This is a genomic window from Pseudomonas sp. PDM27, from assembly GCF_019219205.1.
GTDB lineage: Bacteria > Pseudomonadota > Gammaproteobacteria > Pseudomonadales > Pseudomonadaceae > Aquipseudomonas > Aquipseudomonas laurylsulfatiphila.
In genome coordinates, this window is the sequence record NZ_JAHUWF010000009.1 from 199,207 (window position 1) to 220,841 (window position 21,635).

Here is a 21,635-nt window from a genome sequence, read left to right on the forward strand (position 1 = left end):
TAAAGTGGTAAGCCGGGAGGTCAAATCCCCCCAACTCAAAACTATAAAACCGATGAACCCAAGGAGAGTCTCAATGCCCTATGTTCCAGTTGCAGAGCTCAAAGATTATGTCGGCAAGGAACTTGGACGTTCCGAATGGCTCACCATCGATCAGGACCGCATCAACCTGTTCGCCGAAGCCACAGGGGATTTCCAGTTCATCCACGTCGACCCGGTCAAGGCCGCGCAAACGCCATTTGGCAGCACTATCGCTCACGGCTTTCTGTCGTTGTCGCTGATTCCGAAGTTGATGGAAGACATCCTCGTCATGCCACAAGGCCTGAAGATGGTGGTCAACTACGGCCTCGACAGCGTGCGCTTCATCCAGCCGGTCAAGGTTAATTCGCGGGTACGGCTGAAGGTCGACCTGACCGAAGTCATAGAGAAGAAACCCGGCCAATGGCTGCTCAAGGCCACCACCACCCTGGAAATCGAAGGTTCGGACAAGCCGGCGTATATCGCCGAACCCCTGTCCCTGTGCTTCGTGTAAGCCTTCCGGGATGCGAAGCAGCTCCTGCTGTTTCGCGCCCTCTTGCGGTACCTCGCCCTATATAAGGACACATGGCTGCGGCATACTCCCTCGCCTAATTGCCCGGAATCCGCTATGCGCCCACTTGCACTCCTTGCCTTGACCCTGATGCTCACCGCTTGCGGCGACGGCGAATCTCTTTTGCCCCCCGACGCACGCCTGCCGGACGGCGGACGCTATCGCGGTGACCTGGTCAATGGCTTGCTGCAAGGCAAGGGTCGCATCGACTACCCGAACGGCAGCTGGTACGCCGGCGAATTCGACAAAGGCCAGTGGCAGGGCCAGGGCGAATGGCATGGCAGCAATGGCGAAGTCTATCGCGGGCAGTTCAATCAGGGACTGTTCGACGGCCAGGGTGCACTGACCACCAACGCCAACAGCTACAGCGGCGGCTTCAAGGCGGGTCGCCGCGACGGCGAAGGCACGCTCAATGAAAACGGCATGAGCTACCGCGGTGAGTTCAAGGCCGATCAATACGCCGGCCTGGGTCGCCTCGAACTCGAAGACGGCAGCTCCTATCAGGGCCAGTTCGCCCACGGCAAACCCAACGGCGAAGGCCAGCGCGGTGACGGCAACGGCAATCAGTTCACCGGGCACTTTGTCGACGGCCAACTGGAAGGCAACGGCACGTTCAACAGCGCCGATGGCGACATCTATGTCGGCAGCTTCAAGAACAATCAACTGCACGGCAAAGGCCGCTACGAAAACGCCGACGGCGATGTGTGGCTGGGCCAGTTCAAGGAAGGTTCGCTGAACGGCAAGGGCGAGTTGATCGGCACTGACGGCAGCCACTACATCGGCCAGTTCAACGACTGGCGCTTTTCCGGCCAGGGCCGGCTGAACCTCGCCGACGGCAGCTTTTACACCGGCCAGTTCGACAACGACAGCTACCAGGGGCGTGGCACGCTGGTGCTGACCGATGGCACCGTGCTTAGCGGCACCTGGATCAATGGCCAGCGCGTGCGCGACGCCGAGGGCAAACTGTTGCCTGACACACTCGAGCTCGGCCTGTTGGCACAGGGGCGCTTGCTCGACGCAGCGCTGGCCAACATTCCGCCCTCGACCCCGGCGGTGGAGCTGTATTCGTTGACCCTGGGCGGTGATGGCAAGCAAAGCGTGTTTCTGCGCGAATCCGACTACGTCGCCAATATGCTCTCCACCCGTTTCGGCGCCTTCGGCCAGATCCGCCTGGTGAACCATCGTGACCACCTCGCCGACCGCCCGATGGCTACCCGGGAGAACCTGCGTCGCGCGGCCCTGGCGCTGGCTGAACGCAGCGGTCCGGAAGACCTGATTTTCATCTACCTGACCAGCCATGGCACCAGCGAACACGAACTGGTACTGGACCAGCCGCGCATGGAACTGGCCGATCTGCCAGCCGACGAATTGGCCGCTGTTCTCGCCCCGCTGAAAAACCGCGACAAGATCATCGTGATTTCGTCCTGCTACTCCGGCGGTTTCATCCCCGCTCTCAAGGATGAACGGACCCTGGTCATGACGGCCTCGCGGGCAGACCGAGTCTCCTTCGGGTGCTCGGAGGAAGCCAACTTCACCTACTTCGGCGATGCCCTGTTCGTCCAGGCCCTGAACCAGACCGATGATCTGGAACAAGCCTTCAAACGAGCCAAAGCCACTGTCGCCGAGCGTGAACTGGCGGACGGCTTCGAAGCCTCCGAACCACAGATCTGGGCACCGAAAACCGTCCTCTCGCACTGGCAACTATTGCGCAAACAACAGGCACGAAAAGCGCTGCAAAGTGCATCCATGCAAAGCAAGGATGCAAACAGCAACTAAGCTGAACAGTATCAAGGGAGAAACACTATGTACTTGACGCCTCAGCATGTGCTGCTCGCCGGAGCCACCGGTTTGACGGGTGAACATCTGCTCGATCGCTTGCTCAGCGAGCCAACGATCACCCGGGTTTTGGCCCCTTCACGCCGGCCACTGGCCAAACACCCGCACCTGGAAAACCCGGTCGGCGACCCGAGGGCGTTCCTGCCACAACTGAACGGGCGGGTCGATATAGCCTATTGCTGCCTGGGCACCACGATCAAGCAAGCCGGCTCGGAGGAGGCGTTTCGCGCAGTGGACCTGGACATGGTGGTGGCATTCGCCAAACGGGCACGGGAGATGGGCGCACGGCACCTGATCGTGATCAGTGCCCTGGGCGCCGATCGCCGATCCTCGATTTTCTACAACCGGGTCAAAGGCGAGATGGAGTACGCATTGCGCGCACAGGACTGGCCGCAGCTGACTATTTGCCGCCCTTCGCTGTTGCTGGGAGATCGCGTTGAGCCGCGCCTGGCCGAGAAAGTCGCCGGCCCCTTGTCACGCCTGATCCCCGGTAAATACCACGGCATCGAAGCCTGCCAACTGGCCCGCGCCATGTGGCGTCTTGCGCTCGAAGAGCAGGATGGCGTGCGGATTGTCGAGTCGGATGAGTTGCGCAAACTCGGCAAGTAATCCGCGGATCTGTGGCGAGGGGGCTTGCCCCCGTTCGACTGCGCAGCAGTCGTAAATATGGAACTCGCGGTGTATCAGAAAAATGGAGATGGCCGGTTTTGGGGCTGCTCCGCAGCCCAACGGGGGCAAGCCCCCTCGCCACACCCTTACAACCCACCCGTTGCCTGAAAACTCACCCCGATCACCGTCAGCAACGACAGCGGCAACAGCAGTGTGTCGAGCAACGCACTGGCCGGCAGATCAACGCCCGGATAGCTCGGCGCTTGCGCGCCGAAACGGTCCATTGCGCAACAACCGCCATTCATCGCATACAAATCCAGCCGCGTCCCGGCGTACACCACCGGCGCCCCCGGCTTGGCCGCATCGAGGGTGCGCACCGTGGCGCACCCGGCCAATTGCAGCACCAGCGCCATCACCAACAGCTTATTCATCGCTGGTCAGATGATGCTCGCCCCAACGCGGGAGCATGTCCTGAGGAATATTCAGCAGGTTAAGGATCCGTGCCACGACGAAATCGATCAGGTCGTCGATGGTTTGCGGCTGATGATAAAAGCCCGGTGATGCCGGCAGGATTGTCACACCCATGTTCGACAACTTGAGCATGTGCTCCAGGTGAATGCTCGAATACGGCGCCTCGCGAGGCACAAGAATCAGTTGGCGACGCTCTTTGAGCGTCACATCGGCAGCACGCTCGATCAGGTTGTTGCAGGCGCCGCTAGCGATCGCCGACAAGGTGCCAGTGGAGCACGGCACCACCACCATCGCCGCTGGCGCGCCCGAACCCGAGGCTACCGGCGACATCCAATCTTCCCTGCCGTACACCCGAATCTGCCCGGCGACGGCCCCCGTGTACTCGGTGAGAAACGCCTGCATCATCTGCGGTTTGGACGGCAGCGTGACGTCAGTTTCGGTCGCCATCACCAACTGCGCGGCCCTGGAAATCAGGAAGTGCACTTCACGATCTTCCCGCACCAGGCAGTCGAGCAGGCGTAAACCGTACTGGGCGCCTGAAGCACCAGTCATCGCCAGGGTGATACGGTCCGGGCCGTTGTTCATTTGAGTGCCTCGGCCAACTTGCCGTGAAGGCCGCCGAAGCCGCCGTTGCTCATGATGACCACGTGAGTCCCGGGTTGGGCCTGGCTCTTCACACGATCGATGATGCCCTCAAGGGAGTCGCTGACAATCGACGGCACAGTGCACAGTGCCGCGGTGCCCGCCAGGTCCCAGCCGAGGTTGGCGGGTGCGTACCAGATCACCTGATCGGCATCGACCACGCTTTCCGGCAAGCCGTCACGGTGTGCGCCAAGTTTCATGGAGTTGGAGCGTGGCTCGATGATCGCGATCAACGGTGCATCGGCGATGCGCTTGCGCAGGCCGTCCAGCGTGGTGGCGATGGCGGTCGGGTGGTGAGCGAAGTCGTCATAGATGGTGATGCCACGGACTTCCGCGACTTTCTCCATCCGGCGTTTCACGCTCTTGAAGGCGCTCAACGCGGCGATGCCCATGGATGGCACCACACCGACGTGGCGTGCAGCGGCCAAAGTGGCCAATGCATTGGCGACGTTGTGCTGGCCAGTCATGTCCCATTCGACCACACCCTGGGCGATGCCTTCGAACATCACTTCGAACCTGGAGCCATCTTCACTGAGCAACTTGACCTGCCACTGACCGCCGGCGCCGGTAGTTTGCACCGGGGTCCAGCAACCCATTTCAATGACGCGCTGCAACGCCGGCTCAGTGGTCGGATGAATCACCAGGCCTTCGCTCGGGATGGTCCGCACCAGGTGATGGAACTGCCGCTCGATGGCCGGCAGGTCCGGGAAGATGTCCGCGTGATCGAACTCAAGGTTGTTCAGGATTGCCGTGCGCGGGCGGTAATGTACGAACTTGGAGCGCTTGTCGAAGAACGCACTGTCGTACTCGTCGGCTTCGATGACGAAGAAGGGTGTATCACCCAGGCGTGCCGACACCGAGAAGTTTTGCGGTACGCCGCCGATCAGGAAGCCCGGGGCCATGCCTGCATGCTCCAGCACCCAGGCCAGCATGCTGCTGGTGGTGGTCTTGCCGTGCGTACCGGCAACGGCCAGCACCCAACGACCTTGCAGCACGTGATCCGCCAGCCATTGCGGGCCGGAAACGTACGGCAGGCCTTTGTTCAGCACGTACTCCACCGCCGGGTTGCCCCGGGACATGGCGTTGCCGATTACCACCAGATCGGGGGCCGGATCGAGTTGTGCCGGGTCATAGCCTTGTGTCAACTCGATGCCCTGGGCTTGCAGCTGAGTGCTCATCGGCGGATAGACGTTGGCATCGGAGCCCGTCACGTGATGGCCCAGTTCTTTGGCCAGAACCGCCATTGACCCCATGAAAGTGCCGCAGATACCAAGAATATGAATGTGCATAGTCGACCTCGTAAAACTTGGTCGCAGGTTAGCTTAGGGAGGGGAAAATCGCACCTGATGTTTCAGAGTTGAGGACGCCGCCCGGAGCAATCCCGCTCCCACATTGGCTTTATAGTGAACACAAATCTGTGAACACCTCCGGGCAAATGTGGGAGCGGGCTTGCTCGCGAAAGACCGCGACACGGTTTACCGGGCAATACCGTGTTTACGCAGCTTCCGGTAGAGGGTATTTCGACTGACCCCCAACTGCTCCGCCGTATGCGTCATATGCCACCGCGTCTGCTCCAGCGCACAGAGTAACGCCAGCCGCTCGGCATCCTCCAGCGGATGCTCCGATGGCTCTTCGATAGCCTGCGCCACCGCCGGCCTGGCCGAACGGATCATGGCCGGCAAATCTTCCAGGCCGATCCGTCCGTCTTCACACAGAGCTGCCAGCGTACGCAGCACATTTCGCAACTGGCGTACGTTGCCCGGCCAGGCAAATCCCAACAAAGCCTCGCGTGCCGGCCCGTCAATCAACACCGCTTCTCCGTGCGCCTCTTCGGCCAGTAAAAAATCGAGCAACTGCGATTTATCACTGCGATCACGCAAAGCCGGCAGCGCGACTTCCAGCCCGTTGAGGCGATAATACAAATCCTCGCGGAAGCTGCCGTCCTGCACGCGATCCAGCAAATTACGGTGGGTGGCGCTGATGATCCGCACGTTTACCGCTTCCGGCTCGCCACCGATCGGCACCACCTGCCGGTCCTCCAGCACCCTGAGCAATCGCGTCTGCAGGGCCAGTGGCATGTCACCGATTTCATCGAGGAACAAGGTCCCGCCGTCGGCCTGTTGCAACTTGCCACGCATGCCTTCCTTGCGTGCGCCGGTGAAGCTGCCGCCACGGTAACCGAACAGCTCGCTTTCAATCAGGCTCTCGGGAATGGCCGCGCAATTGAGGGCGACGAAGGCTTTTTCCGCCCGCTGGCTGGCGTGGTGCACCGCTTTGGCGAAGGCCTCCTTGCCGGACCCGGTTTCGCCGTTGATCAGCAGCGGCACGTCGCGCTCGTACACGCGCAAGGCCTTGCGGAAGTCCGCCTGCAAGGTCACATCATCCAGGCAAATGCCCGACAGGCGCGGTGCCGGTGCAGCCTTGGGAGCAGGCTCCATCGGAGTCGGCAGCGACCGCCGCGCCTCGCCGCGCAATACCGCGAACAACTTGCGACCATCACGGGTACGCAATGGCCAACTGGCTGCGGCATTGATACTCGCCCGCCCCAGCAACTCATCGAGGGAGCAATCGAAAAACGCCTCCACCGGTTTACCCAGCAAGCCGCCGCGAATGTGCCCCAGCAGGTTCAGCGCACTCTGATTGACCGCGCAGATGCGTCCTTCTCCGTCGAACGCCAGCAGCCCTTCGCTGAACAAACCAACGGACTCGGCCTGCAAGTGAAAACGCAGCAACCATTGATTGTCGAAGCAGCGCAGGAAGTAGCAGCTCTCGATCATCTTCGCCGACAGATTGACCAGCGCCATGGTGTGGAACTGGCTTTGCCGCGACACATCGCGCCGCGCCGACGACACGTCGAGCACGGCCAGCAATTCGCCATGGGGATCGAAGACCGGGCTCGCCGAGCAGGTCAGGCCGGTGTGGCGGCCGCGAAAGTGTTCGTCCTGATGGATGGTCAGCGACTGACGTTCCACCAGGCAGGTGCCGATGCCGTTTGTGCCTTCGCAGGCCTCGCTCCAGTCGGCGCCGAGCCAAAGCCCGGCACGCTCGAAAATCTGTCGTTCGGCAGGTGCGGTGACGCAATTGAGGATCACGCCGCGGGCGTCGGTCAGCAGCACTGCATGGCCGGCACCGGAGAGTTGCTGGTGCAGGCTGGTCATTTCATTGCCAGCGATGTGCAGCACTTGCTGCAAGCGTTCGCGACTTTCGAGGACACGACCGTGTTCCAGCACCGTCGGTGCGATGCTCAGGGCCGGGTCGAGGTGATAGTCCTCAAGGCAGCGCAGCCAGGAGCGGGCGATGGACGGGTCACTGCCAGGGCCATGCAGGTGGGCCTTGCCCTGAGTGACGGTCAGAACTTGCTGGGCATGGCGACTCAAATGGTTGTCGTGCATTTCTTATTGTTCTCCCCCCCGAAAGGTGTACACGTTCCCTGTAGGAGCTGCCGCAGGCTGCGATCTTTTGATCTTGAAAAAATCAAAGTCAAAAGATCGCAGCCTGTGGCAGCTCCTACAGGGGTGATGCAGCGTCAGTCCTTATGATTGCCCGAGCATCCTCCAGCCGGGCCCGCATTGCAATGCTGGCAAGACCACCCGGTCACAGGCTGTGCCAGAAGCGGTACAAAGTGTCACGCCACCTGTACCGAAAGCGTCACAGGTGCACTCCATCCGTCCGACAAAAAATGCGCAAGGCCTTGATTTGCCTGAGCTGCAACGCACTGGCCCGCCCCTTGCTCTACGCTTATAGCAAGCGCACATGCGCGACTCCCTATAAGCACAAAAGCAAGGAGAGACCACCATGCGTTACGCTCACCCCGGTACTGAAGGCGCTATCGTTTCGTTCAAAGCCAAATACGGTAACTACATCGGCGGCGAGTTCGTCGCGCCGGTCAAAGGTCAGTACTTCACCAATACCTCGCCAGTGAATGGCCAACCGATTGCCGAATTCCCCCGCTCCACGGCCGAAGACATCGACAAGGCCCTGGACGCTGCCCACGCAGCCGCCGATGCCTGGGGCGCCACGTCCGCCCAGGCGCGCTCGCTGGTGCTGCTGAAAATCGCCGACCGCATCGAACAGAACCTGGAACTGCTGGCAATCACCGAATCCTGGGACAACGGCAAAGCCGTACGTGAAACCCTCAACGCCGACATCCCGCTGGCCGCCGACCATTTCCGCTACTTCGCCGGCTGCATCCGCGCCCAGGAAGGCAGCGCTGCCGAAATCGACGGCAACACCGTGGCCTACCACATCCATGAACCCCTCGGCGTGGTCGGCCAGATCATCCCGTGGAACTTCCCGATCCTGATGGCCGCGTGGAAACTCGCCCCGGCCCTGGCTGCCGGTAACTGCATCGTGCTCAAACCCGCCGAGCAAACCCCACTGGGCATCACCGTGCTGGTCGAACTGATCGGCGACCTGCTGCCACCGGGTGTGCTGAACATCGTGCAAGGCTTCGGCAAAGAAGCCGGCGAAGCCCTGGCCACCAGCAAGCGCATCGCCAAGATCGCCTTCACCGGCTCGACCCCGGTTGGCTCGCACATCATGAAATGCGCCGCGGAAAACATCATTCCGTCCACCGTGGAACTGGGTGGCAAATCGCCGAACATCTTCTTCGAAGACATCATGAAGGCCGAACCGTCCTTCATCGAGAAAGCCGCCGAAGGCCTGGTGCTGGCGTTCTTCAACCAGGGCGAAGTCTGCACCTGCCCGTCCCGCGCGCTGGTGCAGGAGTCGATCTACGACGAATTCATGCAAGTGGTGATGAAGAAAGTCCTGCAAATCAAACGCGGCGACCCGCTGGACACCGACACCATGGTCGGCGCCCAGGCGTCCGAGCAGCAATTCGACAAGATCCTTTCGTACCTGGAAATCGCCAAGGGCGAAGGGGCCGAACTGTTGACTGGCGGCAAGGTGGAAAAACTCGAGGGCAACCTGGCGAGCGGGTATTACATCCAGCCGACGCTGCTCAAGGGCACCAACAAGATGCGCGTGTTCCAGGAAGAAATCTTTGGCCCGGTGGTGAGCATCACCACCTTCAAGGACGAAGCCGAAGCCCTGGCCATCGCCAACGACACCGAGTTCGGCCTGGGCGCCGGCCTCTGGACCCGCGACATCAACCGCGCCTACCGCATGGGCCGGGCGATCAAGGCCGGTCGTGTATGGACCAACTGCTACCACCTGTACCCGGCACACGCCGCGTTCGGCGGCTACAAGAAGTCCGGCGTCGGCCGTGAAACCCACAAGATGATGCTCGATCACTATCAGCAGACCAAAAACCTGCTGGTGAGCTACGACATCAATCCGTTGGGTTTCTTCTAAGCAGCGGGGGCGATGCACTTAACACTGCATCGCCCTTTCGATAGCCATCGCGAGCAGGCTCGCTCCCACAGTAGATCCGGGCCGGCTCCTCAATAGTGATTTCACCCCATAACCCTGTGGGAGCGAGCCTGCTCGCGATGGCGCCCTAAATGACAAACCACCCCGCTCTGGCCGCTCTGGCACGGGCCTTGCGTACCCGTCATTCAGCGTTTCACCCAACCCGTCACACCCGAAAGTCCAAAAGATCGAACAATAAAAAATAGAGAGGACTTATGACTACTTCTTCCACACAGCTCAAACCCACACTCGGCACCCTGCACCTTTGGGGCATTGCCGTCGGCCTGGTGATCTCCGGCGAGTACTTCGGCTGGAGTTACGGCTGGGGCACCGCAGGCACACTGGGTTTTCTCGTCACCGCCCTGATGGTGGCGACGATGTACACCTGCTTCATTTTCAGCTTCACCGAACTGACGACGGCGATTCCCCACGCCGGCGGGCCATTTGCCTATAGTCGCCGGGCCTTTGGTGAGAAAGGCGGGTTGATCGCCGGCATCGCCACCTTGATCGAATTCGTCTTTGCCCCACCGGCCATCGCCATGGCCATCGGTGCCTACCTCAATGTGCAATACCCGGAACTGGACCCGAAGATCGCCGCCGTTGGCGCTTACTTCGTGTTCATGGGCCTGAATATCCTCGGCGTCAGCATCGCGGCCACCTTCGAACTGGTGGTGACCGTACTGGCCGTCGCAGAACTGCTGGTGTTCATGGGCGTGGTCGCCCCGGGCTTCAGTTTCAGCAACTTCGTACTGAACGGCTGGTCGGGTGCCAATGAGTTCACGATGGGCTCGATTCCTGGCATTTTCGCCGCTATTCCCTTCGCGATCTGGTTTTTTCTCGCCATCGAAGGCGCAGCCATGGCCGCCGAAGAAGCCAAGGACCCGAAACGCACCATCCCCAAGGCCTACGTCAGCGGCATTCTGACCTTGGTGTTCCTGGCCATCGGCGTGATGGTGATGGCGGGCGGCGTCGGCGACTGGCGCCAACTGTCGAACATCAACGATCCGCTGCCCCAGGCGATGAAGGCCGTGGTCGGCAATAATTCGACCTGGATGCACATGCTGGTGTGGATCGGTCTGTTCGGCCTGGTGGCGAGTTTCCACGGGATCATTCTCGGCTATTCACGCCAGTTCTTCGCCCTGGCTCGCGCTGGCTACTTGCCCAAAGGCCTGGCCAAACTCTCGCGCTTCCAGACACCGCACCGGGCCATTCTGGCTGGTGGTGTGATCGGCATTGCAGCCATCTACAGCGACGGCCTGGTCAACCTGCAAGGCATGACGCTGACGGCGGCGATGATCACCATGTCGGTATTCGGCGCCATCGTGATGTACATCATCAGTATGCTGAGCCTGTTCAAACTGCGTAAAACCGAACCGAATCTGGAACGCACCTTCCGCGCACCGGGCTATCCAATCGTACCGGGGATCGCACTGTTCCTGGCGGTGGTGTGCCTGGTGGCGATGGCGTGGTTCAACACCTTGATCGGCCTGATCTTCCTCGGGTTCATGATCGCCGGCTACCTGTACTTCCAATTGACCGCCCGGCAGCGCTCCGAAGCACCGGCGGACGCTATGCTCGAAGGTATCTAAATGCACCGGTGCCGGGCCCGCTGCCCGGCGCCTGCATGATTGAAGTGCACGCCGCCCTCTGTAGGAGCTGTCGAGTGCAACGAGGCTGCGATCTTTAAGGGCAAGATCAAAAGATCGCAGCCTCGTTGCACTCGACAGCTCCTACAGGGAGTCGGGTGAATTTGCGACATTTACAGAACAGAAGGACACCGCCCATGGCCACATTCGCCCATACCGTCGGCGCCCAGACTTACCGCTTCGACAGCCTCAAGGAAGTGATGGCCAAGGCCAGCCCGGCCCGCTCCGGAGATTTTCTGGCCGGCGTCGCCGCGCTCAACGATGGCGAGCGAGTGGCCGCACAGATGGCTTTGGCCGACACTCCGCTAAGCCACTTTCTGCAGGAAGCACTGATCCCCTACGAGTCCGATGAAGTCACACGACTGATCATCGACACCCATGACAAACAGGCCTTCGCGATCGTCAGCCACCTCACTGTCGGCGGTTTTCGCGACTGGCTGCTCAGTGATGCCGCCGACGAACAGGTCCTGCGCGCCCTGGCACCCGGCCTGACGCCGGAAATGGCCGCTGCCGTATCAAAGATCATGCGCGTGCAGGATCTGGTGCTGGTGGCGCAAAAAATCCGCGTGGTCACGCAGTTTCGCGGCACCCTGGGCCTGCGCGGCCGCCTGTCCACGCGACTGCAACCGAACCACCCCACCGACGAACCGGCCGGCATCGCCGCGAGCATTCTCGACGGCCTGCTGCACGGCAATGGCGACGCAATGATCGGCATCAACCCGGCCACCGACAGCATCGCCTCGATTTGCGCGATGCTGGAGATGCTCGACGCAATCATCCAACGCTACGAAATCCCGACCCAGGCGTGTGTGCTGACCCATGTCACCACGTCGATCGAAGCGGTCAATCGCGGCGTCCCATTGGACCTGGTGTTCCAGTCGATCGCCGGCACCGAAGCGGCCAATGCCAGTTTCGGCATCAACCTGAGTCTGTTGAAGGAAGGCCATGACGCCGGATTGAGCCTGAATCGCGGCACCCTGGGCCAGAACCTGATGTACTTCGAAACCGGCCAGGGCAGCGCCCTGTCGGCCAACGCTCACCATGGCGTCGATCAACAAACCTGCGAAACCCGCGCCTATGCCGTCGCGCGCCACTTCAACCCGTTTCTGGTCAATACCGTTGTCGGCTTTATCGGCCCGGAATACCTGTACAACGGCAAACAGATCATCCGCGCCGGCCTGGAGGACCACTTCTGCGGCAAATTGCTCGGTGTGCCCATGGGTTGCGACATCTGCTACACCAACCATGCCGAAGCCGACCAGGACGACATGGACACCCTGCTGACCCTGCTGGGTGTCGCCGGGATCAACTTCATCATGGGTATCCCGGGTTCCGACGACATCATGCTCAACTACCAGACCACCTCGTTCCACGATGCGCTCTACGCCAGACAGACCCTGGGGTTGAAGCCCGCGCCGGAGTTCGAGCAATGGCTGGCGAAAATGGGCATCTTCACTCAATCGGACGGCAGGATTCTCTTCGGTGACAGCCTGCCGCCAGCCTTTCGGCAGGCCTTGGCGCAATTGGGATGAGTAATGACATGGATAAACTACCCTTCGACCCCCACAACCCCTGGCTGGAACTGCGACGCCTGACACCGGCGCGAATTGCCCTGGGCCGAACCGGCACCAGTATTCCCACCCGCGCGCAACTGGACTTCCAGTACGCCCACGCCCAGGCACGGGATGCGGTGCACTTGCCGTTCGATCACGCGGCACTCAACTCACAACTGGCCGAACGCGGACACGAAAGCCTTTTGCTGCACAGCGCCGCAATCGACCGCAACAGTTACCTGCAACGCCCGGACCTGGGACGAAAGCTGAGTGATGCGTCGGCAAAAAACCTGCGTGACTACGCTGCGGCGCATCCTGGCGGGGTCGATCTGGTGATTGTGATCGCCGACGGCCTGTCGGCACTGGCCGTTCATCGCCATACCCTGCCCTTTCTGGCACGCCTCGAAGAACAGATTGCAGCCGAAGGCTGGACTGTTGCGCCAGTGATGTTGGTGGAACAGGGACGCGTGGCGGTCGCTGACGAAATCGGTGAGTTACTGGGTGCGAAAATGACCGTCATCCTCATCGGCGAACGCCCTGGCCTCAGCTCCCCGGACAGCCTGGGTTTATATTTCACCTACAATCCCAAGGTCGGCCTTACCGATGCCTACCGCAATTGCATCTCCAACGTGCGGCTCGAAGGCCTGAGTTACGGCATGGCGGCACACCGTTTGCTGTATTTGATGCGCGAAGCCTGCCGGCGGCAGTTGTCAGGGGTCAATCTGAAGGATGAAGCACAGGTCCAGACACTGGAGTCGGACGCGGGAGCCGACATGAAAGATAATTTCCTGCTTGGGCCACCGAATGCCTGAACCGCTTCCACATTGCACATTCGTACCCGTTTCAGGCAGGATCGTTGCGCGGCCGCCAAGGGTTTCCCATCGCCGTCAGAGACGTAAGACAGCCACTTGAAGACGAGACCTACCATGCGGATTATTCAAGCGACCCTCGAACACCTGGACCTGTTGACCCCGTTGTTCGTCAGATATCGCGAGTTTTATGGCTCCCTGCCGTATCCGGACTCGTCCCGGGCGTTCCTCGAAAAACGCCTGCGTCGCAAGGAGTCGGTGATCTACCTGGCTCTGTCCGATGACGACAGCCACAAGCTGATGGGCTTCTGTCAGCTGTACCCGAGCTTCTCCTCGCTGTCACTCAAGCGTGTGTGGATCCTCAACGATATCTATGTCGCCGAGGACGCCCGCCGCCAGTTGGTGGCCGACAACCTGATCCGTACCGCGAAAAAAATGGCCAAGGAAACCAATGCCGTACGCATGCGCGTTTCCACCAGCAGCAACAACGAAATCGCGCAGAAAACCTACGAGTCCATCGGTTTCAAGGTAGACACCGAATTCAAGAACTATGTGCTGCCGATCAGCGACGAACTCTGAACCACCGGCACCCTGCTCGCGATGGCATCGCGAGCAGGCTCGCTCCCACCTGTTCGTTATCAAACATCAGCCCTGTCATGACATTCCCCGGTACAATCTCGACGCGATTTTCACCACTCGCCTCGTATAATTCCGATATTCCCGGCTTGTAAGAAAAACTACCCCTATCCGTAGTCTTACGCGAAGTCATCCGCACAGGCCTGTAGAGTCGGGCCAATACCACAGGTGCTATCCATGGATTTCAACCCGATCGACATTGTCCTGCATCTCGACGTCTACCTCGACATGCTTGTAGCCAACTACGGGGCATGGATCTACGCCATTCTGTTCATGGTGATCTTTTGTGAAACCGGCCTGGTGGTCATGCCTTTCCTGCCCGGCGACTCCCTGCTGTTCATCGCCGGCGCCGTGGCGGCCGGTGGCGGCATGGACCCGGTACTGCTCGGCGGCCTGCTGATGCTGGCGGCGATCCTGGGCGACAGCACCAACTACATCATCGGACGAACGGCAGGTGAAAAACTTTTCAGCAATCCGAACTCGAAGATCTTCCGCCGCGACTACCTGCAACAAACCCACGATTTCTACGACAAGCATGGCGGCAAAACCGTGACCCTGGCGCGCTTCCTGCCCATCATCCGGACCTTTGCCCCCTTCGTCGCCGGGGTGGGGAAAATGCCCTATCCGCGTTTCTTCGCCTTCAGTGTGCTGGGCACCATCCTGTGGGTCGGTGGCCTGGTGACGCTCGGTTATTTCTTCGGCAACGTACCGTTCATCAAGAAGAACCTGTCGCTGCTGATTGTGGGCATCATCCTGCTCTCGCTGGTGCCGATGATCATCGGCATGGTGCGCAGCCGCCTTGCCGGTTCGAGCTCCAAAGCCGAATCGCGCTGACACGATGTGGTCCCTGAGCGCCTGGCGTCGCCGACGCACCCTGGCCAGGCACCCGATTGCCGATGACATGTGGCAACGGGTGCGCCATCACCTGAGCTTTCTCGATGGCATCAGTGCCGCCGAAGACCAATGGCTGCGCGAAGCCTGCGTGCTGTTCCTCGAAGACAAGCACCTGAGCGCCCTGCCCGGCGTCGAACTGCATCAGGAGCAACGCTTGCTGCTCGCTGCCCAGGCGCAACTGCCGCTGCTTCACCTCGGCGACCTGAACTGGTATCAGGGCTTCCACGAAATCATTCTCTACCCCGATGACTTCCTCAGCCCCCAGCGCCATCGCGACGCCAGCGGCGTCGAGCATGAATGGGACGGTGAGCACAGCGGTGAAGCCTGGCAGCAAGGCCCGATCATCCTCGCCTGGCCCGGCGTCATGGCCAGCGGAGGCTGGGAAGGCTACAACCTGGTGATCCACGAACTGGCGCACAAACTCGACATGCTCAACGGTGACGCCAACGGCCTGCCGCCACTGCATCCCGACATGCGGGTCAGCGACTGGGCCAAGGTCATGCAAGAGGCCTACGACGACCTCGACCGGCAACTGGAACGCAATCCCGACGCTGAAACCGCCATTGACCCGTACGCCGCCGAAAACCCTGCCGAGTTCTTCGCCGTCACCAGCGAATACTTTTTCAGCGCCCCGGATTTGCTGCACGAGGCTTATCCACAGGTGTACCAGCAACTGAAGCTGTTCTATCGCCAGGACCCGCTGGCAAGGTTGAAGCAACTTCAGGCGCATGACCCTGTCTATCAGGCACACCAGTGAGCGTCATACGACTTCTGGTACATGGCGTCGACACAGGAATATGCCTATAATCGCCGCCACTTTTTGGTCAATCCGGCCAAGTGTTTCTGGTCAACTAACGGGGGCAACGCCCAATGAGCTACAGCAAGATTCCGGCTGGCAAAGACCTGCCGAACGACATCTACGTCGCGATCGAGATTCCGGCCAACCACGCGCCGATCAAATACGAAATCGACAAAGACAGCGATTGCCTGTTCGTTGACCGTTTCATGGCCACCCCAATGTTCTACCCGGCCAACTACGGTTACATCCCGAACACCCTGGCTGACGACGGTGATCCCCTCGACGTGCTGGTCGTGACCCCTTACCCGGTTGCTCCAGGTTCGGTAATCCGCGCTCGCCCGGTCGGCATCCTGAACATGACCGACGACGGTGGCGGCGATGCCAAAGTCATCGCAGTTCCGCACGACAAGCTGTCCCAGCTGTACGTCGACGTCAAGGAATACACCGACCTGCCAGCACTGCTGATCCAGCAGATCGAGCACTTCTTCGCGAACTACAAAGATCTCGAAAAAGGCAAATGGGTGAAGATCGAAGGCTGGGCCGGCGCAGACGCCGCCCGCGACGCGATCACCAAGTCGGTTGCTGCCTATAAAGGTTAAGAGAAGCCGCGAGCTTCCAGCGACAGGCTGCAAGAAAAACCCCGGGTGATCCGGGGTTTTTTGTGGGCGCTTGATAAGCGCTTTAAACACGACGTTTAACCACGTTCAACCTTGGTTTTTGCCTGTTTAAAATTCCTCAAGAATGTCTTACATCCGGTCGTAAATTTCCCGCGAAATTTGAACGAGGCGTTTATTCAAACCCCTACCAGCCGCCAGTAGACTCGCGTTCATGAAAAAGAACACTAGCGGCCCACGCTTTAAAGCGCTCCTCGAAGCAGCGAACATCACGACCACCGGATTTGCCGACTTTCTGGGTACGGCTCCGCAAAATGTACATAACTGGTACACCCGCGGCGTGCCTGCCCATTGCATGGAAGAAGTCGCCAGAAAACTCTCCGTCAGCAGCAACTGGCTGAAAACCGGCGAAGGCTCGAAAGACGCCCAGCACCTGCGCCTGATCGAGGAGTCCGGCAACATCTTCGACGCCCAGACCATCCGCGGCGTCTACACGGTCATCGAGCCTGTTGACGTCGAACTGCCTTTCTACAAAGAAGCTGTCATCGCCCCGGGATCCAACAAAACCCACGTCATAGAAGATCCCGAGACATCCATCCGCCTGCCCCGCAACCATCTCGACTCACTGGAAATCAACCACGCCGACGCCATCTGCGCCTTCATGAGCGGCAACAGCATGGGGGAGAAAATTGAAGACGGTTCGACCCTCGCGATCGATCGTGGCCTGACCCAGATTATCGATGGCGAGATCTACGCCATCGAACATGACGGCATGCTGCGCATCAAGTACCTGCACCGACTACCGGGCAACTCCCTGCGACTGCGCAGCCACAACCGCGCCGAGTACCCGGATGAAATCTTCCGGGCGGCACAAATCGAGGAACAGAACATCAGGGTACTGGGTTGGGTGTTCTGGTGGTCGACCCTGAACAAGCGGCGGCCAGCGGTGCCCTTTCTTTAAACGCTCCACAACGCCCATCGGCCACCCACCCAGGTGGCCGAACGGCTCTGCGCGGCACTTCCCGCTGGGAATTTCCATCAAACCTGCGTATGCTGCGCCCCACATTTGCGCATCGACCCGCCCTGCGGCTCAGATGCGCTGACCTGACAGATGATTTTCTCACCAGGTCCCACAGCCGGACGCAAGATCCGGGTGTACGTTTTGAAGGCTGGCGCGGTTTACCAAAAATGATCCAAGCCAGTCCCCGAGAAGCCGGCCACAAGCCGGCTTTTTAATGCCCGAAATCCACGTAGGTGTGTGTGTGTGGCACCAACGATCTGTGCCGCCTCATGCCTCACGCCTATAGCCAGGCCTCACAGAGCGTCTCCGCCTGATTGAGCATCAATTGGGCCGCTTCCTCGGCTTGATCCGGCGAGTACTCGTACATAAAAAATCCGGAACCTGGTTAGGAGGCTCCGGATTTTTCTGCTGATCAAGGATTCAAACTTCCATAGCTGAACAGCTTTGATGAAATGGCCAGGGTCGTTTAGAACCTTGGCTCGATGAGGGGCTATTTGCCCCCCACGCTCAAAGTATGAAGTCCGAAGTCGAGAGGCTCGTGACGCCGGTGATCTGAATGGCGAACTCGGCAGTGTTGTCCGCATCCGTGTTGCCGTAGAGCACGCCATTGGCAACCTTCAATTGCCCGGCGGCAGTAAAGGCGGTCGTGCTACCGATGATCGCGTAAAAGGCGTCATTGGCGGTCGTGGCGGTGTTGGCATCCAGCGTCGACAGGTCAATCTTGTCGCTACCTCGCACGAAGTCGCTGATGACATCCCAGGTGGAGCTGATCGTCCCCGTTTCCAACAACGAATTGAAGTCGAAAATATCGCTGCCAGCGCCGCCGATGAGCGTGTCCTTGCCAAGTCCGCCCGTTAACACGTTGGCTGCCGCATCGCCTTTGAGTGTATCGGCGTAGCTGGATCCGGTGAGATTTTCGATGGAGAGGAGGCGATCGACACCTGCACCGAGTGTATTCTGGGAGGCAGTCTTGATGTTCAGGTCGACCTTGACCCCGGAAGCTGCCCCCTCGTAGGTAGCCGTGTCCACGCCGCTACCCCCGTTTATGGTGTCATTGCCAGTCGCACCACGCAGGACGTCATTACCCAGTCCACCACTGAGTGTATCGTCACCGTTGCCTCCATCGAGGCTGTTGTTATAGGCATTGCCCACCAGGCGATCGTTCGCGTAACCACCAATAACGTTTTCGATATTGAGAATTCGATCATCCTCGTAACGGGATGCCAGGACACGCTGCTCGCCCGTGAGGTTGAGATCGACGTTGAGCGCCAATCCCTCTGCTGCGTAGGACAGGGTATCGATGCCCTCACCGCCGTCCAGGAAGTCGTCGCCAAGGCTGCCGATCAGCAAGTCATTACCGGTGCCGCCCGATAACACGTCGTCGCCCAGGCCGCCATTCAGCGTATCGTTACCGACGCCGCCCTTGAGGATGTCATTGTTGTCGCCACCATCGAGCTTGTCGTCGCCGATGCCGCCCTCCAGTGTGTCGTTACCATTGCCACCGAACAAACTATCGTTACCACTGCCACCCACCAGCAGGTCGTAACTATCGCCCCCCTCCAGGGTGTCAGCGCCGCCTTCGCCGAACAGGCGATCGTGGGACGAGGAGCCAACGAGACGGTTGTTGCCAAAGCCCCCGAATAAATCGCTACTGCCGGTGGCGAACTGATTTGTGTTGGCCGTGCTCGTATTGAGGAGCACGTTGGACGTTGTCAGGTCGGCGACCGAAACTCCCGTGAGCGTCAACTCAGCCGAGTAGCCGCCGTACCAATTTTTGATGACGTCGCCACCTTTGTCGTCCACCGCCTCAACCAAGCGCTTGAGGCTTTCGATATCACTGATCCCGATACTGCGGACATCGAGCTTGTCCTGCTCCGCGAGACTGAAATCGATGACTCGGGTCGCGTCGGAGTAATTGCTCGCCCGCTGAGCGATGAATACGTCGCTACCAGCCCCGCCGATGAGCTGATCGCTCCCAGTGCCACCATTCAGGATATCGTTGCCACTACCGCCTTCGAGCACATCTTCATCGGCGCCACCGTTCAGGGTATCGTTGCCGGCACCACCGACCAAAAGGTCATTCCCATTCATGCCGAAGAGGGTGTCATTGCCGCTTTCGCCAAAAAGGCGGTCGCTGGACGAGGAACCTGTAAGCCGGTCATTACCCAACCCTCCGAACAGGTCGCTCCTGGAGGTTGCGGTCAGCGTATCGTCTTTGACGGTCGTATTGAGAAGCACATTGGACGCGTCCAACTCCCCGATCCCGGTGGCCCAAAGATTGTTCAGCGTGGTCTTCGAATAATAACCGTTAGTATTGATTGTAAATAAAAGCTTGTCATCGTAACTGACTTCAAACAGGCGATTAAGTGTCTCGATGTCGGAGATACCGACCTGCCGAAGATCCAGCCGATCTGCGGACACGTCAAAATCCGTGATGGTTTGCCCTATATAACTGGCTCCACGATTTATGACGAAAGTATCTGCCCCCGCGTCGCCTGTAAGGACACTATTACTGCTAGTGCCCGCGTCCAGGATATCGTTGCCGTTGCCGCCATTCAGGGCGTCCGACCCACTGCCACCATAGATCGTATCGTTACCATCATTGCCATAAATGGTATCGTCACCCGTTCCGCCATAAATAACTTCGGCGATGTTGGCGCCATAAATTATATCATAGCCGGTGGTTCCATAGATGGTGGGCCCGGTTACCGTTTTTCCATTAACTGTTGCCATTTAGACTCTCCTGTCTTTACTGCTAAAAAAGCGGCTTCTGCCACAGGCTAAACTCCAAGCAGTAACTCGAGGCGCAACCCATCCTCGTACATGCTCATGTCAAACTCTTGCTTGGTTTAAAAAATCGCTGCACATACTATTCTCAATCCTGCTCCAGTTGCGTAGTTACAATCCAAAGCCGACATTGGCGACTAGCCAAGTTCGATCAACAGTCGACTATTAGATGCATCTACGAAACCCAGGGGATTTACTACACCCGCTCACAGATGGCTGATGGCAAGTTGGGGGCGTAGGTCGACCCGACTTCCACATTGGCTTTGGAAAATAAAATGCCCCGTACGTTGGTGCCGCAGGGGCTTTTTGACGCCATTCCACTACACCTGACTACCCCGACCTCATTGTTCAGAATGGATCAGCAGCCATTTTTTCGGCTGTTCTCATGCAGTCCCTATGCCGAGATAATATCAAAACGATATTACTGAGAGCATGGACTCTGTCAAGTGGATTGCACATGGAGGATAAGTTCAAGGCTGCCTGCCTGGCTCAAAGGATCACGGGCGCAATCGTGTGCAAACCCTGCGCAAGTTGTACCTCAACCTCACGGATAGCTGAACGACTTCACCAACGTCAACTCCCCCACCGCCCGCATCGGCACCAGGAAGGTCTCCATCTTTTCACTCGGTGTCCCTTCCTCGGTAATCACCGTCACCTGCGCGGTGGTCAGCGCCTGTACCGCGTCTTCCTGCCCTTCCTCATCACTGCTGTAGCCGCCACCGAAGTAGTTCACATACACCAGATACTGCCCCTTGATCGGCGCGGGCATGGCGAAGATTTCCGGGCCGTAGCCGGTCGTGACATCGACGTCGAGCGCTGCGCCGTTGGGGGCGATGCGGTCGCCGTACCAGATGTGCGCGCCGTCGGGGGTGATGAGGTGCAGGTCGAGGTCGGTGTTGTCGCTGTCCCATGCCAGCAACACACGTAACTTGGCCGGGATCGCACCGCCGCTGCTGTTGAGGAATTGCGTGCGGTGACGGAGCTGGCCATCGGGGTTGCGAACTTCGACGCTGTTGCTGCCGTTGGGGAATGAGAACGGGCGATCGAAGCGACCGGCCGGGTCGATTTTCAGCGGCATGTTCACCCCGTTGACGATCAGCCGGCCGGGCTCTGTGGATTTCGCTGTGGCTTTGATCTGGCCGCTGATGCGTGCGGTGTTGGCTTGCCCTGCCGGGGTGTTGACCGACGAGGCCGGGTAGTTGACGACCTGCCGGAAGCTTTCCCCTTCCCCCTCGGGCGCACCGGTGCGCCAGCCGCCTGCGGGGGTGTCGAGTTTGACGCTGTCCGCCGCCATCACTGTTGGCAACGCCAGCAGCGAGCAGAGACACAGCAAGACCTGTGGATAACGGAGTTTCATGG

The 21,635-nt window shown here is 59.6% G+C and carries 18 protein-coding genes; 12 read left to right on the forward strand and 6 right to left on the reverse strand.

The features are described from left to right. Positions 1 to 73: 73 nt before the first annotated feature. From KW838_RS19515 to KW838_RS19525, 3 genes are all read left to right on the forward strand, one after another. On the forward strand, positions 74 to 529 hold the full coding sequence (locus tag KW838_RS19515; RefSeq protein WP_007979717.1) for a MaoC family dehydratase: 456 nt from the start codon (positions 74 to 76) through the stop codon (positions 527 to 529). Positions 530 to 643: 114 nt separating this feature from the next. Further along, entirely contained in the window at positions 644 to 2,362 is a 1,719-nt protein-coding gene (locus KW838_RS19520) for a C13 family peptidase (RefSeq protein ID WP_218502672.1), read from the forward strand. Between the two features lie 27 nt (positions 2,363 to 2,389). After that, the gene (locus KW838_RS19525) at positions 2,390 to 3,031 is read left to right on the forward strand and encodes an oxidoreductase (RefSeq protein ID WP_102700924.1); all 642 of its coding nucleotides are present in this window, start codon (positions 2,390 to 2,392) and stop codon (positions 3,029 to 3,031) included. 146 nt (positions 3,032 to 3,177) lie between these two features. Here KW838_RS19525 and KW838_RS19530 read toward each other — a convergent pair whose 3' ends face one another. The 4 genes from KW838_RS19530 to KW838_RS19545 form a co-directional block, all read right to left on the reverse strand. Continuing rightward, entirely contained in the window at positions 3,178 to 3,462 is a 285-nt protein-coding gene (locus KW838_RS19530; RefSeq protein ID WP_102700923.1) for a YceK/YidQ family lipoprotein, read from the reverse strand. Beyond that, positions 3,455 to 4,087, reverse strand: a complete 633-nt coding sequence (gene ubiX, locus KW838_RS19535) for a flavin prenyltransferase UbiX (RefSeq protein WP_015096988.1) — start codon at positions 4,085 to 4,087, stop codon at positions 3,455 to 3,457. Before ubiX ends, KW838_RS19530 begins: the two co-directional genes overlap by 8 nt. Beyond that, positions 4,084 to 5,433, reverse strand: coding sequence for a UDP-N-acetylmuramate:L-alanyl-gamma-D-glutamyl-meso-diaminopimelate ligase (gene mpl / locus KW838_RS19540; protein WP_218502674.1), 1,350 nt, complete (start codon positions 5,431 to 5,433; stop codon positions 4,084 to 4,086). Before mpl ends, ubiX begins: the two co-directional genes overlap by 4 nt. Before the next feature lie 186 nt (positions 5,434 to 5,619). Further along, the gene (locus KW838_RS19545) at positions 5,620 to 7,536 is read right to left on the reverse strand and encodes a sigma-54-dependent Fis family transcriptional regulator (RefSeq protein ID WP_218502676.1); all 1,917 of its coding nucleotides are present in this window, start codon (positions 7,534 to 7,536) and stop codon (positions 5,620 to 5,622) included. A 403-nt stretch (positions 7,537 to 7,939) separates the two neighbouring features. Between KW838_RS19545 and KW838_RS19550 the strand changes: the two genes are divergently transcribed. The 9 genes from KW838_RS19550 (at position 7,940) to KW838_RS19590 (ending at position 17,429) form a co-directional block, all read left to right on the forward strand. Beyond that, on the forward strand, positions 7,940 to 9,460 hold the full coding sequence (locus KW838_RS19550) for an aldehyde dehydrogenase family protein (RefSeq protein ID WP_218502677.1): 1,521 nt from the start codon (positions 7,940 to 7,942) through the stop codon (positions 9,458 to 9,460). Positions 9,461 to 9,732: 272 nt separating this feature from the next. Then, positions 9,733 to 11,106: an ethanolamine permease gene (eat, locus tag KW838_RS19555; protein ID WP_104451318.1), complete on the forward strand. Its 1,374-nt coding sequence runs from the start codon at positions 9,733 to 9,735 to the stop codon at positions 11,104 to 11,106. Between the two features lie 194 nt (positions 11,107 to 11,300). Further along, positions 11,301 to 12,695: an ethanolamine ammonia-lyase subunit EutB gene (locus tag KW838_RS19560; protein ID WP_102702056.1), complete on the forward strand. Its 1,395-nt coding sequence runs from the start codon at positions 11,301 to 11,303 to the stop codon at positions 12,693 to 12,695. After that, positions 12,692 to 13,528 carry an ethanolamine ammonia-lyase subunit EutC gene (gene eutC, locus KW838_RS19565; RefSeq protein WP_371317877.1) on the forward strand — a complete coding sequence of 279 codons (837 nt, stop codon included), beginning with the start codon at positions 12,692 to 12,694 and terminating at the stop codon, positions 13,526 to 13,528. The genes KW838_RS19560 and eutC overlap by 4 nt, the downstream gene beginning before the upstream one ends. Before the next feature lie 114 nt (positions 13,529 to 13,642). After that, positions 13,643 to 14,104, forward strand: a complete 462-nt coding sequence (locus tag KW838_RS19570; RefSeq protein WP_104451315.1) for an N-acetyltransferase — start codon at positions 13,643 to 13,645, stop codon at positions 14,102 to 14,104. A 234-nt stretch (positions 14,105 to 14,338) separates the two neighbouring features. Next, complete coding sequence (locus tag KW838_RS19575; RefSeq protein ID WP_095965734.1) at positions 14,339 to 14,995, forward strand: DedA family protein; 657 nt, start codon at positions 14,339 to 14,341, stop codon at positions 14,993 to 14,995. 4 nt (positions 14,996 to 14,999) lie between these two features. Beyond that, positions 15,000 to 15,812 (forward strand): zinc-dependent peptidase, encoded by an 813-nt coding sequence (locus tag KW838_RS19580; protein ID WP_102702054.1) that lies wholly within the window; start codon positions 15,000 to 15,002, stop codon positions 15,810 to 15,812. A 113-nt stretch (positions 15,813 to 15,925) separates the two neighbouring features. After that, positions 15,926 to 16,453, forward strand: coding sequence for an inorganic diphosphatase (gene ppa / locus KW838_RS19585; protein ID WP_007894323.1), 528 nt, complete (start codon positions 15,926 to 15,928; stop codon positions 16,451 to 16,453). 229 nt (positions 16,454 to 16,682) lie between these two features. Further along, on the forward strand, positions 16,683 to 17,429 hold the full coding sequence (locus KW838_RS19590) for a S24 family peptidase (RefSeq protein WP_218502680.1): 747 nt from the start codon (positions 16,683 to 16,685) through the stop codon (positions 17,427 to 17,429). 567 nt (positions 17,430 to 17,996) lie between these two features. On the opposite strand, the gene KW838_RS29725 is transcribed toward KW838_RS19590, so the two are convergent. Both KW838_RS29725 and KW838_RS19600 read right to left on the reverse strand, forming a co-directional pair. Continuing rightward, positions 17,997 to 20,222: a calcium-binding protein gene (locus tag KW838_RS29725; RefSeq protein WP_218502682.1), complete on the reverse strand. Its 2,226-nt coding sequence runs from the start codon at positions 20,220 to 20,222 to the stop codon at positions 17,997 to 17,999. A gap of 598 nt (positions 20,223 to 20,820) precedes the next feature. After that, positions 20,821 to 21,633, reverse strand: a complete 813-nt coding sequence (locus KW838_RS19600; protein ID WP_218502684.1) for a YfaP family protein — start codon at positions 21,631 to 21,633, stop codon at positions 20,821 to 20,823. Positions 21,634 to 21,635 lie beyond the last annotated feature (2 nt).